At 41.6% G+C, this 16,582-nt stretch carries 16 protein-coding genes; 2 read left to right on the forward strand and 14 right to left on the reverse strand.

Annotated elements, in window-relative coordinates; translation table 11 throughout:
- Positions 1-74: 74 nt before the first annotated feature.
- From DW896_RS05190 to DW896_RS05220, 7 genes are all read right to left on the reverse strand, one after another.
- Entirely contained in the window at positions 75-1,175 is a 1,101-nt protein-coding gene (locus tag DW896_RS05190; protein ID WP_005807066.1) for an AAA family ATPase, read from the reverse strand.
- A complete protein-coding gene (locus tag DW896_RS05195) occupies positions 1,153-1,548 on the reverse strand; it encodes a helix-turn-helix domain-containing protein (RefSeq protein WP_005807064.1) in 396 nt (131 codons plus the stop codon). The genes DW896_RS05190 and DW896_RS05195 overlap by 23 nt, the downstream gene beginning before the upstream one ends.
- 179 nt (positions 1,549-1,727) lie before the next feature.
- Positions 1,728-2,420 (reverse strand): hypothetical protein, encoded by a 693-nt coding sequence (locus DW896_RS05200; protein WP_008781591.1) that lies wholly within the window; start codon positions 2,418-2,420, stop codon positions 1,728-1,730.
- Positions 2,421-2,625: 205 nt separating this feature from the next.
- Positions 2,626-3,759 (reverse strand): site-specific integrase, encoded by a 1,134-nt coding sequence (locus tag DW896_RS05205; RefSeq protein WP_005807062.1) that lies wholly within the window; start codon positions 3,757-3,759, stop codon positions 2,626-2,628.
- Between the two features lie 254 nt (positions 3,760-4,013).
- Positions 4,014-4,157, reverse strand: coding sequence for a hypothetical protein (locus DW896_RS21440; RefSeq protein WP_165860114.1), 144 nt, complete (start codon positions 4,155-4,157; stop codon positions 4,014-4,016).
- 248 nt (positions 4,158-4,405) lie between these two features.
- Complete coding sequence (locus DW896_RS05215) at positions 4,406-5,053, reverse strand: hypothetical protein (protein ID WP_119992932.1); 648 nt, start codon at positions 5,051-5,053, stop codon at positions 4,406-4,408.
- Positions 5,054-5,158: 105 nt separating this feature from the next.
- Positions 5,159-6,085: a site-specific integrase gene (locus tag DW896_RS05220; RefSeq protein ID WP_119992934.1), complete on the reverse strand. Its 927-nt coding sequence runs from the start codon at positions 6,083-6,085 to the stop codon at positions 5,159-5,161.
- A 58-nt stretch (positions 6,086-6,143) separates the two neighbouring features.
- On the opposite strand from DW896_RS05220, the gene DW896_RS05225 reads away from it, so the two are divergent.
- Positions 6,144-7,289, forward strand: coding sequence for a restriction endonuclease subunit S (locus DW896_RS05225; protein WP_165860115.1), 1,146 nt, complete (start codon positions 6,144-6,146; stop codon positions 7,287-7,289).
- Here DW896_RS05225 and DW896_RS05230 read toward each other — a convergent pair.
- Entirely contained in the window at positions 7,282-7,935 is a 654-nt protein-coding gene (locus DW896_RS05230; protein ID WP_243634822.1) for a restriction endonuclease subunit S, read from the reverse strand. The genes DW896_RS05225 and DW896_RS05230 overlap by 8 nt on opposite strands.
- Here DW896_RS05230 and DW896_RS05235 point away from each other — a divergent pair.
- Positions 7,925-8,509 carry a restriction endonuclease subunit S gene (locus tag DW896_RS05235; RefSeq protein WP_119992940.1) on the forward strand — a complete coding sequence of 195 codons (585 nt, stop codon included), beginning with the start codon at positions 7,925-7,927 and terminating at the stop codon, positions 8,507-8,509. The two genes, DW896_RS05230 and DW896_RS05235, sit on opposite strands and share 11 nt — an antisense overlap.
- On the opposite strand, the gene DW896_RS05240 is transcribed toward DW896_RS05235, so the two are convergent.
- From DW896_RS05240 to DW896_RS05265, 6 genes are read right to left on the reverse strand one after another with little or no spacing between them, the layout of a single operon-like run.
- Complete coding sequence (locus DW896_RS05240) at positions 8,502-9,692, reverse strand: restriction endonuclease subunit S (RefSeq protein ID WP_119993033.1); 1,191 nt, start codon at positions 9,690-9,692, stop codon at positions 8,502-8,504. The genes DW896_RS05235 and DW896_RS05240 overlap by 8 nt on opposite strands.
- Before the next feature lie 5 nt (positions 9,693-9,697).
- The gene (rhuM, locus tag DW896_RS05245; protein ID WP_165860116.1) at positions 9,698-11,104 is read right to left on the reverse strand and encodes a RhuM family protein; all 1,407 of its coding nucleotides are present in this window, start codon (positions 11,102-11,104) and stop codon (positions 9,698-9,700) included.
- A gap of 7 nt (positions 11,105-11,111) precedes the next feature.
- Positions 11,112-12,665, reverse strand: coding sequence for a type I restriction-modification system subunit M (locus DW896_RS05250; RefSeq protein WP_119992942.1), 1,554 nt, complete (start codon positions 12,663-12,665; stop codon positions 11,112-11,114).
- 4 nt (positions 12,666-12,669) lie between these two features.
- Positions 12,670-13,374, reverse strand: a complete 705-nt coding sequence (locus DW896_RS05255; RefSeq protein WP_119992945.1) for a GIY-YIG nuclease family protein — start codon at positions 13,372-13,374, stop codon at positions 12,670-12,672.
- 13 nt (positions 13,375-13,387) lie between these two features.
- A complete protein-coding gene (locus DW896_RS05260; protein ID WP_119992946.1) occupies positions 13,388-16,216 on the reverse strand; it encodes a type I restriction endonuclease subunit R in 2,829 nt (942 codons plus the stop codon).
- A gap of 25 nt (positions 16,217-16,241) precedes the next feature.
- On the reverse strand, positions 16,242-16,523 hold the full coding sequence (locus DW896_RS05265; RefSeq protein ID WP_119993037.1) for a helix-turn-helix transcriptional regulator: 282 nt from the start codon (positions 16,521-16,523) through the stop codon (positions 16,242-16,244).
- Positions 16,524-16,582: the final 59 nt, after the last annotated feature.

Genomic DNA, 16,582 nt, shown 5'->3' on the forward strand with positions numbered 1-16,582 from the left:
TGGTTTAGTTTAGTTTTATTCCCTATATATATACATACTAAAGTAAACTGAAATATATATGCCCGCGCCCGGCTTCATTCTTCATCAAAAAGCCTTGCTTCCGCGGGGGTCATGTCATAGTAGAACAGCTTGTCCTGCTTGACAACAAGTTTAAGGTTGTCCGTCAGGTACTGCAGCAGTTTTATCATGACACTGCGGCCACGTTTGAAGCCTATGTTTTCATAAGAGGCGATCAGACGTTGCAGTACATTCTCAAAGCCCCTGATGGGTTTGCCGTCAAAGGCAGCGGAAAGGGCTTCCCGGTGCTGCTCGATGCTCAGCTCCGTAAAGCTTGTCCGTTGCCTGGGCTTCGGGGTGTCACCGAACGTGTGCCCTTCGGCGATGACCGGGAGCCCGTTGTCGTCCACGGTGAACGCGAAGGGTTTGAACTCCTTTTCCCGGATATGCAGGGCATGGACTTCACTGACAGACGGATTCTCGTTGCATTTGCTGATGACCAGTACTGTTTCCGCCTTGTTGCTCATCTCCGTACCGATATGGCCTCGTACATTGTTGTCCCCTTTGTTCAGGTGCAGCACGCAATGGATATGCAGGTCGTAACGAGAGGACCATTCCATCATTTTGTTGATTACCTCCACCGATTCGCTGGTGCTGTTGATGTCCAGCATAAGGTCGCGGATACCGTCAATGATAACCAGCCCGTAACCTTTACCCTGACGAAGGGCATAGTCTATCACACTTATACGGACTGTCGGAGAATACTCCCGCAGGCAGATGAAATCAAGGTTCTCGCTGTCTGCTGTGGTAGGAAGCCCGGCCAGACGCAGAATACGTTCCAGCACCGTGTGACAATGATAGCGGCTCTGCTCGGTATCGACATACAGGATCCGGCGTTTGCCTTCCGGCAGATGCGCCCGGTAGTTCAGCACCTGCTTACCTGCCAGGGAAGCGGCGACAAGGGCGGAGACATTGAATGTCTTCTTGGATTTTGCCTTGCCGGTCGATGCACTGAAATTGCCGAGAGTCGCTATGGTCGAATTGTCAATCCAGATAATTTGCGGCGGGGTCTCGTATGTATCCGTCGCCTTGATTTGGGAAGCTGAAAGAATATCTGACAGACGGGTCTCTTCCAATCCCATTCCCGTCTTCTGGTCAGTTCTTCTTTCGTTTTCCATGGCGTTTCTCGTTTAAGAAGGGTTGTACTGCTGCCGCCTCGTGTGCCATCCGCGTGGCATCATCGACGGCAAGTTCATGATTCTGCAGGAGCCATTCGTCCAGTTCCTCCTTGGCAAAGTAGATCATCTTGCCGCGAGGCTTGTAGTGAGGAATCTCCTTGTTGGCCGTAAGTTTATACAGCATACTTTCTGATACCCCGATGTACATGCAGGCTTCCGAAAAAGTAAAGACCTTTTTGGTCGCGTAAATGTTCTTTTCCAGCAATTCCACCCGTTCCAGAAAGCTCTCGACCGGTTCCAATTTCCGGATAATCGCTTCAAGGGCCGTGAGCCGTTCGCTCAACCTTTCCATGAATGTCAATCTGTTGGACATATTATTCGTGATTAAATTAGACAATAAGAGATGCACCTCTGTTTGTAACGCGTTGTATACAGAGGCAAAGGTAGAGTGTGAATATCTAAAAGCATTGGATGACAGTATGATACCGGTTTGGTAGCATATCAGTTATCATACTTTTGCTTTTCACATGGTTGACTTCTTAGCACTTCCTTTCATTCCTTCAGTTGGCTTACAAACTTTCTGATATTGTAAGCGGTTGAAGTCATTTTGTTCCTGACCAACGAAAGCGTGGTGGATATGCTCGTTGCGGATATGAAGTGCGAGCCGTCCTTGGATTGCAGGAAACGCCCTCTTTCGAGGACTGATTGCCAGTAAGGCTGAATGAATGAATTCTCAAGAAGGGCATCGAACAGGATAGCCACACGGCGCACGCTGTTCACCCGAAGACAGAAACCTATCTTGCAGGAGAAGAGAGATTCCATGTCGTCAATAGTTACGGGAGAACAGAACAGATGATAAGTATTGGCGCAAGAAACGATACCGGCCAGTTGTTTGCGCGAAAGACTGCAGTCAAAAGAAAGAAATGAAAACTTTGCCGGATTACAATCGGAAGATGCCAGTTCCGATGTGTCATACTTCCGCTTTAGTTCCATGCACTCCTCGAAAGAGAGGCTCGGGGCGGAAAAAAGCGGTTGGATAAGGTAGGGGCAGTCGGTCAGCAGTCCCTTGACGATGTGGATGTTCATTTCGTGGCAGTTCCGACAGACCGCGTTATCGCAGTCAATATACCGGTGACTGTTCACAAAATCCTCCACATAACGGCGATACTGTTTGCCGTGGATTTTGACCTCCTGGAGATAAACTGTTTTTGCTTCGGTAAGCAGGGCGAAAAGTTCTTCCGCCACGTCCTGTGCCGATTCAATGTGATGCGGGTGTTTGCTCCCCTCAAAAAGAGAGAAGGCCTTTGTCAGCTCTTGTCATGTCGATTTACATTTTATTGGTTTATAATAATATATCATCATAAAGGTATCGTTTTTCGATTGTATCTGCAATCGATGACGCCCTTAAAATATCTACTTGTAAATTTGACATGATATGGTATATCATTGGTCACTCAAACAATCCGTTGACCAGGTTGACCGCATCATCCTTTTTCTGGTTGATGATTTTGGCGTACACCTGTGTCATTTTCACGTCAGCATGGCCGAGCAGCTTGGATGTCGTATATAAGTCTGCTCCGAGTGTCAGCATCATCGTCGCGAACGTGTGCCGCGCCGTATGGAATGTAAAACGCTTGTTTATTCCCGCCGCTTTTGCCCATGGTTTGATAAGAATATTGACCATTGCTGGGGACGGCAGGTCAAACACATGGTCATCAGGAGTTTTGTCTCCACGCGCAGGCATCCACTTCAACGCTTCCGGGGAAAGCGGAAGATAAATCGGTTCCTTGGTTTTCTGCATTGAAACCGACAGACGGTATTGTCCACGATCAACGAATACATCTTTCCATTGCAACTTGATTATATCACTGATTCGCAGACCGCAGAAACAAGAGAACAGATAGGCACCTTTCACGGATTCATTTTTCATCGGGGTTGCGATCAATGCACGCACCTCTTCAATGGTCATGTATGACCGTTTGCTTTCAGGCAGACGGATCTTTTCCGACTTGCTGATTTTCGTGAAAGGATTGGACTTGATGATCTCGGCCCTGACAGCCGCATTCAAGGCTCCGTTCAATACCCGGTAATAAGTATGCAGTGTGTAATTCGACACTCGTTTGCCTCTGGAACGGTATTCGGACTGAAGGTAGTCAAGATAATTCTGGCAGAATGTCTTGTCTATTTGATCCATCAACATACGTTCTCCCGCATAATCCTTCAAGATGCGTATAGTGATGTCAATTTGATAACCGTCCTTTTTGCCACGCTTGGCCTGGTTCTCCTTGTAGGTATTCATCCAGTCAAGCAGGTAAACTCTCTCTTTGGTTTCTATACCGGCCTCGCCGTTGGTCAGCTCGATAATACGTTTGGACTTGATGGCATTGGCGGCATTCATAGTCGCCTGATTCTGCCGACGGGCATTGTTATCCGTTTCCGGAATGAGATACAACTTAAGATATTCGTATGTTCGTTTTCCGAAACGGTATATATCAAGATACAGACTTTGGCTTCCATCTGCCAGCTTCTTTGTCCGAAGGCGGACAGGCTCTTTTACTTTTGTAGGCTTCTTTACTCGTGGCATATCGATCCCTTCATAATTTTGTTTCTGTTGCAAAGATATGAATAAAGGTCGATATTGAGAAACAAACGAGAAACAAAATTGTACCGAAAAAGAACCAATCAACTGAAAAGAAAGAAAACAACTGAAAACATCAAGTACACTATAATCAATTGTAAATAAGCGGTTTTATTTGCACTTGTTTAGCTCTTGTTTTCATTTTAGGGCTTTACTTTATAAATCTGGACAATTTACTTAAATTTCTACGGGAGTATAAGTTAACTACTGCCCAAAGTACGCAGGAGCAAGCCGAAAAATTCGGGCAATCTGTACTTGATAAGTTCCTTGGCCAAATTCAAGACAAATGGGATGAAACTGAACGGAAAATCCACCAGGCAGACAACTATATTCTCATACCGCATTCGGTATTCTATATTCTGATTATCATTCTGGTTGTCCTCTCTTCTTTTTTCGCCGGCATTATAATAGCTAATGCAGAGATTTTGCACTCGGTATTGATTTGGAAAGTTGCTATTGGTTGTATTCTCATAGCTGTTTGGGGGATTGGAATAGCGGTAATTGTGCAGAAGTTTTTGGCTAGGCGTAAATAAACGAAAAGTCTCAATTGGATAGAATTACTATCGGTTGAGACTTTATTTTCATACTTGAATTAATCTTCTAAATCCCTTGCAACTTCAGGGAAATTATCTTTAATAGTTCCTTTAATACCGCCATGTATAGAATACTGCTTGATTTGAGTAGTTTGAGCTTTTGAAGATTCATGCTCTTCTTTTGAATACAGAATAGGAATTGGTTCAGACTGATAGTAGTTTATCCTATCTGTATTTATATATCTTACCTCATATGCCTCTTCAAAAGGAGTTATGAGATATATCTTTATTGATGCATCAAATGTGTATATCTGTTGACGGCATAATTCTCCGGGCAAAATAGCCTTTGTTTCTCCTTGCCGTATTTGAATATAATCGCTTTTTGGTTTTAACCTTACATCTAAATGATGACGAGCCTCATTTATCATAATGCGATACACTTCTACCGGATACGAATTATTTTTAATCTGGATCTTCAATCCCCACATCGTATCATTCTTCAAACTTATCTGAATTTTGGGATATATGTTACTTCCAGCTTGAATGCGCTCTAATTGATAATGACGTGAGTACATCTCAGCCATTTGCGACAAACTATCAATCTGTTTCTGAGTCCCTTTCTGATTTATTAAGACAAGAATAAAAGTTGCAGCTGTAGCCAAGGCTCCCAAGGCCATAATACAATCAACAATAATCTCAAATAACATAACTACCTCCTAAAACGACATTCAAATATACAACATAATTCTGAATCACAGAACAATTGAGAGCGAAGAAATTACAGTATTAATTCCCTCGCTCTATACATAACTTTATTTACCCAGTGACTTGAAAACCTTGGTAATGCAACGCTTTTTCTGCTCCATATTGGGATGAACATATAAATCCAACGTAGTTGAAATGTTGGAATGCCCTAATAATACGCTGACTGTTTTATAGTCACAACCGACTTCTATACAGCGAGTCGCGAAACTGTGGCGAAGTCCATGATACTTCAGCTTGGGAATATCAAGTTTCTCCATAAGCCTTTTATAGTAGTTGCGATATGTGCGTGGCTCTGTCGGACGCTCATCATTAGTAAGAATGTAATAATCGTCATTAATTACTTTTTTCAAAGGCTTTAACATAGTAAGCAATTCTTTGTTTATCGGGATTTCACGGCAAGAGTTTTTTGTCTTTGGCGTGTTGATGACCAGCTCTGTATGTTTTCTCTCTCCTTCTATGATATAGATGCGTTCTATCGTCCGGTTAACGGTTAGAATCCCGTCATATACATTGATGTCGCTCCATTTCAAAGCACAGATCTCCCCTATACGCAGACCGGTACTAAGGCTGATATAGATACCAAGTCCCGGAAAGGAAAAGTGGCTCTGAATATAGTTCAGAATCTTTTTATGATTTGCCACGGACAAGACCTCCAACTTTTTACCAGCAACGTCTGTTGGGTACTTAATATCCCATTCGTAATAGTTCATCCATTCGTTTTTCACCCCGAATTTCATAACCATCTTCAGAACAATCAAAATGTCTTTAACAGATTTTACGCTCAATCCGCCTTCCAACTTTTCAAGTACAAATCCTTGTACATCATGTTCATGAAGTTCGTTACTCTCACCAAACTTTGGCAAAATATGATTTTCGAGAATCAACATATAAGCTGCCATTGTTGACTGTTTTACATACGGTCGCTTGTCTTCTCGCCATGCGTCCGAAATTTCTCTAATTGTCTTCTGAATCATAATCTCGAATTTAATTGGTTCTAATAATTAGAGAAATATAATAGGTAATGTTCCCCATTTGAGATTTCCTGAGTTTAGTGGGGAGTGGAAACGAGTCGAGCTTAAAGATGTCGCTGAGTTCCAAAAATCAAGGATTCCCGCAGATAGTTTAGACGCATCCTGTTATATCTCTACCGAGAATCTTATCCCAAATTTTGGAGGAATTAAGGAGGCTTCCTCAATTCCCACCGATGGAAATGTAATGGCAATTAAACCTAATGATATTCTTATATCTAACATCCGCCCATATCTGAAAAAGGTATGGCAGTCTGACCGATTTGGTGGTTGTAGTGCCGATGTGTTTGTTCTTAGGACTACTCGATGTCAAAGCGACTTCTTGTATAATATCATTGCCTCAGACAAATTCATAAACTACGCAATGTCAGGGGCAAAAGGCGTAAAAATGCCAAGAGGTGATAAACGACAAATGGAAGAATTTGAGTTCTCAATACCAGCTATAGAGGAACAGAATAGAATATCCCGTTTACTTAGCCTCCTCGATGAGCGCATCGCTACCCAAAACAAAATCATTGAGAAATATGAATCCTTAATTCAGGCAATTATTTATCAGAAAAAGACAGCTGGAATAAGCAAAGGTGATTGGCAGAAAACGGAATTAAGCAACGTTCTGCAAGAACGAATCGAAAAGAATATAAATGGTCACATCATTTGTTCTGTTTCCGTCAGTAAAGGTGTCGTTAATCAGATTGAATATCTTGGACGTTCTTTTGCGGCAAAAGAAACACTTCATTACAATGTCGTTAAATACGGTGACATTGTTTACACGAAAAGCCCTACCGGAGATTTTCCGTATGGTATCGTGAAACGCAGCTATATTAAAAATGACGTTGCGGTTTCACCACTATACGGTGTCTATATGCCGGTAAATGACTACATCGGGGTTATTCTGCACTTCTATTTCATGCAACCAAGCAACGCTTTCAATTATTTGCATCCACTTATACAGAAAGGGGCAAAGAATACCATCAACATTACTAACGAACGTTTTTTGAAAAACTCTATCCCTCTCCCCAAAGCAGAGAATGAAGCAATCTATATTGCGAATACCTTGATAAGCATTCAGAAAAAGATTGATATAGAGAAAAAAATGTTGCGGTCATATGAAAAGGAGAAACAATATTTGCTGAGTAAGATGTTTATATAAACAACTGGCTTAAGAGGTGATTTTTCTGTTCACAAAGCAGCTTGGCTATGCTCTTTTCAACGGAAAGTTTATCTGAATAGGTTTTGAGGGCTGAATATATCTTCCTCTGCCTTTCTACTGTTGGAAAAGAAAAAACTTTCTTCATAAAGTCATTCTTTTGTAGATTAAAGCGTGTACTGCCTTGCGCCAGCGGAAAAACCACCTTTCTAAACGATTTTGTTGAAACATAAAATGCTAAGAAAGGAGGGAAAATCTTATTTTCATCTATAATATGGATGCCAAAGCAGAAACTATTTAGGTATAATGGATAAGTGTCTCCCAAATACACAGCTCCCATTCCAACTTCCTCTGCCGTTTCAGATGACAAGGTGAAAAGAATATCGCCATAATGGACAACTGATTGTTGTTCTGTTTCATTGATTTTGACTAAACCTACATTAGCCGTATCAATGATTTGATTCTGATAGACATTCATATATGTTATGTACGGACAGCCTTCACCAAAATCTTCTGCACTTTTACCTAATAAGCCGGAATACGGTTCTCCAAAATCGTTAAAGGACAATTTAACTTTATGTTGTTCTGATTCTATTAAAGCATCACACATTGCCTGAATTAAGGATGATTTTTCGGTTATGTCCGCCATTGTTGATAGACTCTATTCATCTATAAATGGCGAGACTTATTCTTTTCATCAACTTTTTGAAGTAGCCAATGAGAAGAATAAAAAACTTATCTATAAGAATGTTCTTTCTGCCAGCCAAGAACTTGGTATGATTGAGCGTAGCGATATAAACATAGACATCAAATTTGAACAAGACAGTATTAGTGGGTATAAGATTGTCCGCAATGGTGATTATGTAGTACATCTTCGTTCATTTCAAGGAGGTTTTGCTTTCTCTGATAGAACAGGAATATGTAGTCCGGCGTATACAATCCTACGTCCAAATGATTTAGTGGGATATGGTTATCTGTCTCATTTTTTCACATCAAAACTGTTTATTAAGTCTCTTAAACTTGTAACATACGGCATACGTGATGGACGCTCTATCAATGTGGACGAATGGCTGAATATGACAGTTACCCTTCCAAACATACAGGAACAGGTACGCATCCTTACAATAATAAACGCCATTGATGCAAAACTTCACATTGAAATTAAGAAACAATCCTGTTTGTTTAGACAAAAGTCTTATTTACTGAATACCATGTTTATATGAACATCTGTTTCAGTAAATGTGATTTTTGTGTGGAGCACGACATTTGTAAACATTTATTTACTGCTAATGTTTTCTCTATCGTTTCAAGGATAAAAATGATTGATTTAGATTTTTCTTTCTCCATCACAGGAAAACTCATATTCAATATGTCATCGCCATTGAGATTTGCAATAGCTCCATTACCCCCTTGCAGTGATTGATACACTAACCTCTTGTATCTTCGTGATTGCATTAACCATTTTGCAAGGGGATGTGATGTCCGATAGATACCGCAAAATGCACCTACTGTAGATTGTCCATCGTTAAATGGGTAATATGAGTTTTTTCCTACAAGTGCAGAAGAGCCATTAGCCATACAAATAACAATATCCCCTTTTCGTAGAATTTGGCTTGTAGCAGGTGTCCTACTCACATAAACGACTTCTCCTTTGTCTACATGGTTACCATAATTCAAATTATTTGCTCGGATTACAGCCGTGGCAGCTTTATTTTCTGTAACATCTTCATTTGCATAAGTTAATCCTCTTACAAAATAACCTATATCGCCTAATTTGAGCAATTCACTATTTCGATTACACAATAGCATTTCAACAATGGCGGACTTTAATTTCTTCAAATCCTTAATGATTTTGTTTTGGGTGGCGATGCGCTCATCAAGTAACGAAATGAACTTTGCCAATTTCATTTGTTCGCTACTATTTGCAAAATAGAAAGAAATATTCTTCACAATATCAGCGGATAAGTTACCCTGACCACCTTGTAGATAAGTTTGAAGTAACTTTTCGACATGCTTTTTCCAAACAGACTCAATGAACTTCTTATTCTGTGTTGTACGAATACATAATATAGCCTGATTAATAGCCCCCTTAATTTGACCAATTGCAATATCACCACTTGTAGCTCCATATAATGCTAAAAGTAAATCACCAATCTCCACCATTTTAGCAGCAGAATTATTCAAACCTTCTTCGGTTATAAAAAGTTCTGTCTTATTCATATGCAATTCTCCTGAACGAATAAAAGGAATACTGCCATCGTAATATTCTTTCTTTGAAGAAGACGGTGTTCCTCCTGAAAAGAAAGAGCATACATCTGATAACTTATATTTTCCCCACTCATCCGTAAACTCAGGAAATCTCAAATGGGGAACATTAAGGACTTTATTTTCGTTATTATCTGCCATAATCATTATTCTTTATCGGGATTGATATCAAACGGCAACAATTTGTCACCATCATTAAACCGGTCAAAATCAGAGACAAACGAACGGTCTTGAATCACTTTGTATTTTTCATACTCACCATACGCCTTCTTTTGTGCTTCTTCTTGAGAAACTTTACCGGCTGAATCTTGTGCTTGATAGTCCATTGTAGCAAGAAACTGTTCAAGACGTTGCTTCCAGTCGGCCATCGTTGTAATGATATGGCGTTGGGCTCGCAGCTCTGCAAATTCAAGAAATGCGTTAGTTACGCCGTTAAGTTCGGAAACCTCTTTGTCTGACAAGTAGTTCTTTGCCACAATCGTATCGGATTTCTGGACTCTGCCATCGGGAGCTTTCTTCCAAGTGGTCAGTCCCATGTGCGGCATTTCCGAGTCGGCACGTTCATATACTATTTCGGCAGCAGTACGATGAGTTACAGCCAAGTGCATCATGTTTTGCACCATTTTGAAGAACAATTTGGTACAATCCGACTTCGGGTCGTAATCCGCACTGCATTCGGCATAGATGTCTGTTATCTTTTGGTAGTATCTGCGCTCTGAGGTACGTATCTCACGAATACGCTCCAGTAAATCGTCAAAATAATCTTTGCCAAAGTGTTTTCCCTGCTTCAAGCGTTCGTCATCAAGCGCATATCCTTTAATGATAAATTCCTTCAATACAGATGTAGCCCAGATACGGAACTGGGTGGCTTGATAGCTATTGACACGATAACCTACCGCAATAATAGCATCCAAATTATAGAACAGCGGTGTACGTTCCACATCCCTTTCTCCCTCTGATTGAACTATCTCAATTTTTCGGATAGTTGCCTCTTTGGTAAGCTCGCCTGTTTCGTAAATCTGACCAAGATGATAGTTGACAGTCCGTACATCCACCCCGAACAAATCGGCCATACGCTTTTGTGACATCCAAAATGTTTCACTGTTGAATATCACTTCTATTCGTGCCTCGCCTTGCGCCGTTTTATACAGCAAAATGTTAGAACTCAACGAATTTCGCATCAATTCGTTTGTCGAAATTGTTCGAGTAAAATAATCGCGAGCTTGTTGTACCAACACTTTTTTGACATCGGCATTTTCGGCAACAATCATACATGCCATACGAGACAGACGGAAGATATTGACCTTACGGAATGAACCGCTTCCAATCCTTACCATATCAACCGCTTGGTTGAAATGGTCGTCTACATTCATTCCTTTTTCACCTGCCACCTTGATAGCCTTGTCTATGACTCTTTGGAATTTCCAATAAGCCGAATAGCCCATAGCAGCGCACAGGTCGCGAGAACTCCAGTATTCGTTTCCGCCCTCATCCTGACGGCGTATATTGCCGAATGATGGACGCATTTCGGGGATGTTGTCTATCTCTGCCATAGTGTAATTATTCAACCAGCCCCAATTCTTTCAAATATACCTCTATCTCCTTATCCAATTCGGCTCGCTTGGCTTCCAATTCCTTTATTTCAGCCATCACAGCTTTGATGTCGATAGGCTCTTCTTCCTCAAAAGTATCGACATAGCGAGGAATATTCAGATTATAGTCATTTTCGGCAACCTCCTGTAAAGTAGCAAGATGACTATACTTTTCAATTTCCTTGCGGTCACGGTAGGTTTCTACAATCTTCTGTATATGCTGAGGGCGGAGTTTGTTTTGGGTCTTGACCTTTTCAAACTCTTTGCTGGCATCAATGAACAAGATATTATCGTCTTCCTTACGGCATTTCTTCAATACGAGAATACAGGTCGGAATACTTGTACCATAGAATATATTGGCTGGCAAACCGATAATAGCATCGATATAGTTTTTCTTCTCTATCAGGAAGCGGCGTATAACACCCTCTGCATTCCCTCGGAACAGAACTCCGTGCGGAGCAACGCAAGCCATCGTACCACCTTCATTGAGGTGATGAACCATATGCAGAATAAAAGCATAGTCGGCTGTTTTCTTAGGTGCAAGTCGTCCTGCTTTACTGAAACGGTCGTCGTTGTTGAATTTGTCGGCAGCACTCCATTCGGCAGAGAACGGAGGATTTGCAACCACTGCATCGAACTGCATATCATCGAATGCGTCCCATTCAAGCGTATCGCCATTCTCTATTTTGAAGCTGCTGAATCGGATACCGTGCAGCAACATATTCATTCGGGCAAGGTTGTAAGTAGTCGGATTTTTCTCTTGTCCGTAGATATATGCTGCCTTACCAATACTTGCCGCACGGAGCAATAGCGAACCACTACCACAAGTAGGATCATAAACATTACGCAACCGGTTATGCCCAAGAGTAACAATCTCCGCCAATATGCGGCTGACCTCTTGCGGAGTATAGAACTCACCGGCTTTCTTGCCTGCACCGGCAGCAAACTGACTGATCATATACTCATAAGCATCGCCCAAAATATCAATCTCCTGAGAGGCCTCCACTCCGAATTTTATATCATCAAGTGCAAGCAGAACATTGCTTACAAGCGTATTCTTGTCATCGGCTGTCTTTCCGAGCTTAGGGGAAGCAAGGTCAATATCCGAAAACAGACCACCAAAATCCTCTTCGCTGTCACGTCCGAGCGTACTATCCTCAATGCGTTTCAATGAACGTTCCAGCATCGGAAGGATATTTTCTTTCCGCTTGATAGCTTCGATTACAGACGAAAACAAGAATTTCGGCTCAATGAAATAGCCTATATTTTCCAAGCACTGGTTCTTGACCTCTTCCTGCAATTCCGCAGCATCCGAATCGGTCATTTCCCATAATTCCTTGAATGTAACTTCATCATCCTCCAATGCACTGTTGGCGTATGTTTCTATCTTCTCCGACAGGTATTTGTAGAAAATGAAGCCCAAGGTAAAATACATGAAATCGCTTGCCGACATATTGCCGCGCAAACGGTTTGCGACCTCCCAAAGCTGGTCACGGAGTTTCTGTTGCAGTTCTTCGCTCATATCTTTATTGCTCTATATTATCTTGTATTACATCACTTTCCGGCAATGGTATATTGCTCTCTATTATACTTCTCAGGTCATCTAGCACTTTCCCTTTATATGAGAAATATTTTGCCCCTTGATATGCACCCGATGTATTCCGTTTCTCTTCCGGCATAAACGTACCGACAAAAGGGGACAATTTATAAATACGCCCTTCGTATTCAACGGAATCATCGCTTGCCACCTTGACTTCCGTATCCGTAGGAATAAATGTAACGCATTCTCCTATTTTAATACCGACCATACTGAATTTGAAACGGCCTCGCTTTACGGTTCGTTTCTGCACGACAGGCAATGAATCTTTTTCGTTATGGCAAACCGGTTTATTATCTACATAGACCGTAACAACCGCATCATCAATCATCTTGGCTATGTCATTGAATATATCCAAAGCTATTTGCGGCGGCACATTGAAAAACTCCCGATTCTGACGAATACGCAAATCCGTCAACCGATCAATAGTCTTATGTACATGCTTTTCAACATCGTTATATTTGATCGTCTGAATAGTTGCATAAATCTCAAAAGGCAACGGAACAGCCGTATTATCAAGTTCCTTGGAACGTATATCTACAGGCCGCGCACTTTTACCGATTTTGACCCAATCCTCACGAAAACTTGGATTAGTCAAGATATACACATATCCGGGTTCATTTGTCTTTACCATATCAGTATTTCTTTTAATCCCAACTGAAAGTGCGTATGATATTACGCAATCTGTCTAAAATCCTCGTCAACGCCTTTCTCGTCTTTATCAGTCCGAGATGCTTCTCTTTCAACGCCTTCTGTATGATTTCCGGCTGTTCTTTTTGCAGATAATCATATTCTTTGAGAAAGTGATTCAATACTGATGACGATATATCCTCTTCCTCAGCCAATGAGTTGACGGCATTTTCTCGTTCAACGGCAATATAGCGGTTCAACCGTTCTTCCAAATCGCTTGTACCGTCAACCTTGCCTCGCTGCATCATGAAGTTTTCCTTATCGTCATCCACATTCTTTTGAATGAAGCCATCGATAAGTTTGGCCTTGCTGCGCATTTCAGCATCTTTAATCATCGTGTCAATGATATTTTGGCGGCGTTCCGCGTAATCGGCACTATATGGGTCAAGTTCTGCAATGAGTTCAAGGATATATGCCACATTGATAACGTCGCTATGCAAAAGTTCAAGGCAGAAATCAACATCGCCGAGGTCTCCATCATCCGGAGTATCTGTATTATCATCCGGTTTGGGTGACGGTGCTGGATCGACAAGTGCAAAAGTATCATGGATATCAAGATACTTACTTCTGAAATCCATAAACTGCTGTTCCGTCATGCCGAGATCATCAGACTCTTCATTATAATCCTCGTATATCTGTATTTCAGCATGTTTACGGATAATATCACGGAATGCCAAGACAAACTCCTTCTTAGCTTTTTCACTCTGCAAAAGGTCTATGCAATTTGTGTCCGGATATTTCTTCAGGAAATCGGTAGCAAGCACCTTGTATTCCTGTTTGACTTCTTCAAACGGAGGTCGCACTATTTCTTCCGGATTGTTGCTGTTGCTGAATAATTTGATAGCTGCATCTACATTGCTTTTCAAATCACGGAAACATACAATCTTTCCGAAGCGTTTCTTTTCATTCAGCACACGGTTCGTCCGGCTGAATGCCTGCAACAAACCGTGGTATTCCATATTCTTGTCAACATAGAGCGTATTGAGTTTCTTGCTGTCGAAACCGGTAAGGAACATTCCGACAACAAGGCAAAGATCAAGCGGCTTCATATCAGCTCGCTTCTTTTTCATACGCAGGTTGATGTCATCGTAATATGCACGGAAGTTCTCTGTCGTAAACGATGTACCGAACATTTCGTTATAGTCATCCATGATAGCTTGCAGCTCATCGACTTCGCCTGCACTGTCATTCAGATAAGAACCTGTACCCATTCCTGTCAGTTCATCATCCTGACTTCCATTGGCTGCATAGGTAAATACTGCCCCTATACGAATCTTGGGATTCAGTTCCTTGAATATCTTGTAATAGCGGATAAGCATCGGCACTGACTGCACAGCAAACAGCGCATCGAACTCTCCGTCAAATGTTGACTTATTGAAATTATTAAGGATGAATTTGGCAATTTCCGTCATGCGGTTGGTACTGCCGTTCTGCACTTCCTCACTGCCATGATAGTACTCCACGAGGAAGCCAAGTACATTTTCATCAGCAATGGCGTCCTTAATCAGATAACGATGCAGACAGTTGCCGAACACCTCTTTGGTCGTATGACCATCAACTGCATTCTCTGTAAAAATAGGAGTTCCGGTAAATCCGAATATCTGGGCATTATCGAAGAATTGCATAATCTTCTTATGGCTCTCCCCAAAGTGGCTGCGGTGGCACTCATCGAATATCATCACGATACGAGAATGGCGTATCGAATCAATCTTGCTGCTATACCAAGTTTTGCTTACGGCAGCATTGAGTTTCTGAATGGTGGTAATGATAATCTTGGAGTTACTATGTAAGCGTTTTACCAGTTCATCGGTATTGTCTGTGCCGTCAACGGCTCCAGGTTCGAAGGCTTCGTATTCCGACTGTGTTTGTGTATCAAGATCATGTCGGTCGACAACGAACATTACCTTATCTACATCATCCAACTCCGAAACAAGCTGTGCAGTCTTGAATGAAGTCAATGTTTTTCCTGCTCCTGTCGTATGCCAGATATAACCGTTATCATTGGAGTTCTGTACCCGATCCAATATCTTTTCTACAGCATAGAACTGGTATGGGCGCAACACCATCAAGCACTTATCACCCTCATGCAATACGATGTATTTCCCGATAATCTTGCCGAGCGTACATTTTTCCAAGAAAAACACAGCAAACTTATCCAGTTCATTGAACGGCAGATTTGCAGCATCCGTCCAGTTGAATGTAAACTTATATCCGCCATTGGGATTGTTGGCAAAATAGCGAGTATTTACGCCATTGGAGATAACAAACAGCTGAATATAGTCGAACAGCCCATGAAAGGATGTCTTATGATAACGTTGAATCTGATTGTATGCTTGTTTGAGTTCTACACCCCGACGTTTCAATTCAATCTGAACCAAAGGGAGACCATTGATAAGAATCGTCACATCATAGCGACACTTTTTTCGCCCCTCCACCGTAATCTGGTTCGAAACCTGAAACTCGTTCTGACACCATTGGGTACGATTAAGGAATTCTACCCAAATGCGCTGTCCGTTAGCAGTATCAAGAGGATATAGGTCACGAAGTTTCTTTGCCTTTTCAAAGCGAGTACCACCTTCCAGATATATCAATATCTTCTCAAACTCTTCATCCGTAAATGAGTTACGACCAACTTCCGCCAGCTGTTTCTTGTTGTGAATTTCCAACTGCCGCTTGAAATTGGCATAAAGATTATCTTCTTCGGTAATCTGAACATACTCGTAGTCCATTTGCCGAAGTGTGGCTATCAGTCCGGCTTCCAATGCCGCTTCGCTCTGTATTGACATATTCTTGCACCCTGTTATAGTGTTATTACTTATCTATTCCGGCTTGCAGTATTCTGACACCTAATGCATTTTCTATTTTGCACAAGGTTTCCAATGACAGATTCTCGCGACCTTTCAACACCTTGGAGACATATTGCTGAGTGCAATTCATCTTCTCGGCCAACGCTCGTTGTGTCATGCCAAGTTCTCCCATTCGGTTCGACATGATTGCTGCTATAGCCTGCGAATGGCACATCCACTTTTCGTCTTTAGTTTCCACCGTTTCTACGTCAAATCCTAAAACCGTGTCTATCTGTTCTTCAGCCATTGTGTACATCAAAAATACCTTTGCCTTACTCTGTAGGCAAAGGTACTATAAATAATCGA

The sequence above is a fragment of the Bacteroides sp. AM41-16 genome (assembly GCF_003603495.1).
GTDB classification, from domain to species: domain Bacteria; phylum Bacteroidota; class Bacteroidia; order Bacteroidales; family Bacteroidaceae; genus Bacteroides; species Bacteroides uniformis.

Excerpts from the sequence above, each read along its gene's own strand:
- DW896_RS05190 (WP_005807066.1), bottom strand. The coding sequence starts at position 1,175 with ATGGAAAACGAAAGAAGAACTGACCAGAAGACGGGAATGGGATTGGAA.
- DW896_RS05195 (WP_005807064.1), bottom strand. The coding sequence starts at position 1,548 with ATGTCCAACAGATTGACATTCATGGAAAGGTTGAGCGAACGGCTCACG.
- DW896_RS05205 (WP_005807062.1), bottom strand. The coding sequence starts at position 3,759 with ATGCCACGAGTAAAGAAGCCTACAAAAGTAAAAGAGCCTGTCCGCCTT.
- DW896_RS21440 (WP_165860114.1), bottom strand. The coding sequence starts at position 4,157 with ATGCGGTATGAGAATATAGTTGTCTGCCTGGTGGATTTTCCGTTCAGT.
- DW896_RS05215 (WP_119992932.1), bottom strand. The coding sequence starts at position 5,053 with ATGTTATTTGAGATTATTGTTGATTGTATTATGGCCTTGGGAGCCTTG.
- DW896_RS05220 (WP_119992934.1), bottom strand. The coding sequence starts at position 6,085 with ATGATTCAGAAGACAATTAGAGAAATTTCGGACGCATGGCGAGAAGAC.
- DW896_RS05235 (WP_119992940.1), top strand. The coding sequence starts at position 7,925 with ATGTCCGCCATTGTTGATAGACTCTATTCATCTATAAATGGCGAGACT.
- DW896_RS05230 (WP_243634822.1), bottom strand. The coding sequence starts at position 7,935 with ATGGCGGACATAACCGAAAAATCATCCTTAATTCAGGCAATGTGTGAT.
- DW896_RS05240 (WP_119993033.1), bottom strand. The coding sequence starts at position 9,692 with ATGGCAGATAATAACGAAAATAAAGTCCTTAATGTTCCCCATTTGAGA.
- rhuM (WP_165860116.1), bottom strand. The coding sequence starts at position 11,104 with ATGGCAGAGATAGACAACATCCCCGAAATGCGTCCATCATTCGGCAAT.
- DW896_RS05250 (WP_119992942.1), bottom strand. The coding sequence starts at position 12,665 with ATGAGCGAAGAACTGCAACAGAAACTCCGTGACCAGCTTTGGGAGGTC.
- DW896_RS05255 (WP_119992945.1), bottom strand. The coding sequence starts at position 13,374 with ATGGTAAAGACAAATGAACCCGGATATGTGTATATCTTGACTAATCCA.
- DW896_RS05260 (WP_119992946.1), bottom strand. The coding sequence starts at position 16,216 with ATGTCAATACAGAGCGAAGCGGCATTGGAAGCCGGACTGATAGCCACA.
- DW896_RS05265 (WP_119993037.1), bottom strand. The coding sequence starts at position 16,523 with ATGGCTGAAGAACAGATAGACACGGTTTTAGGATTTGACGTAGAAACG.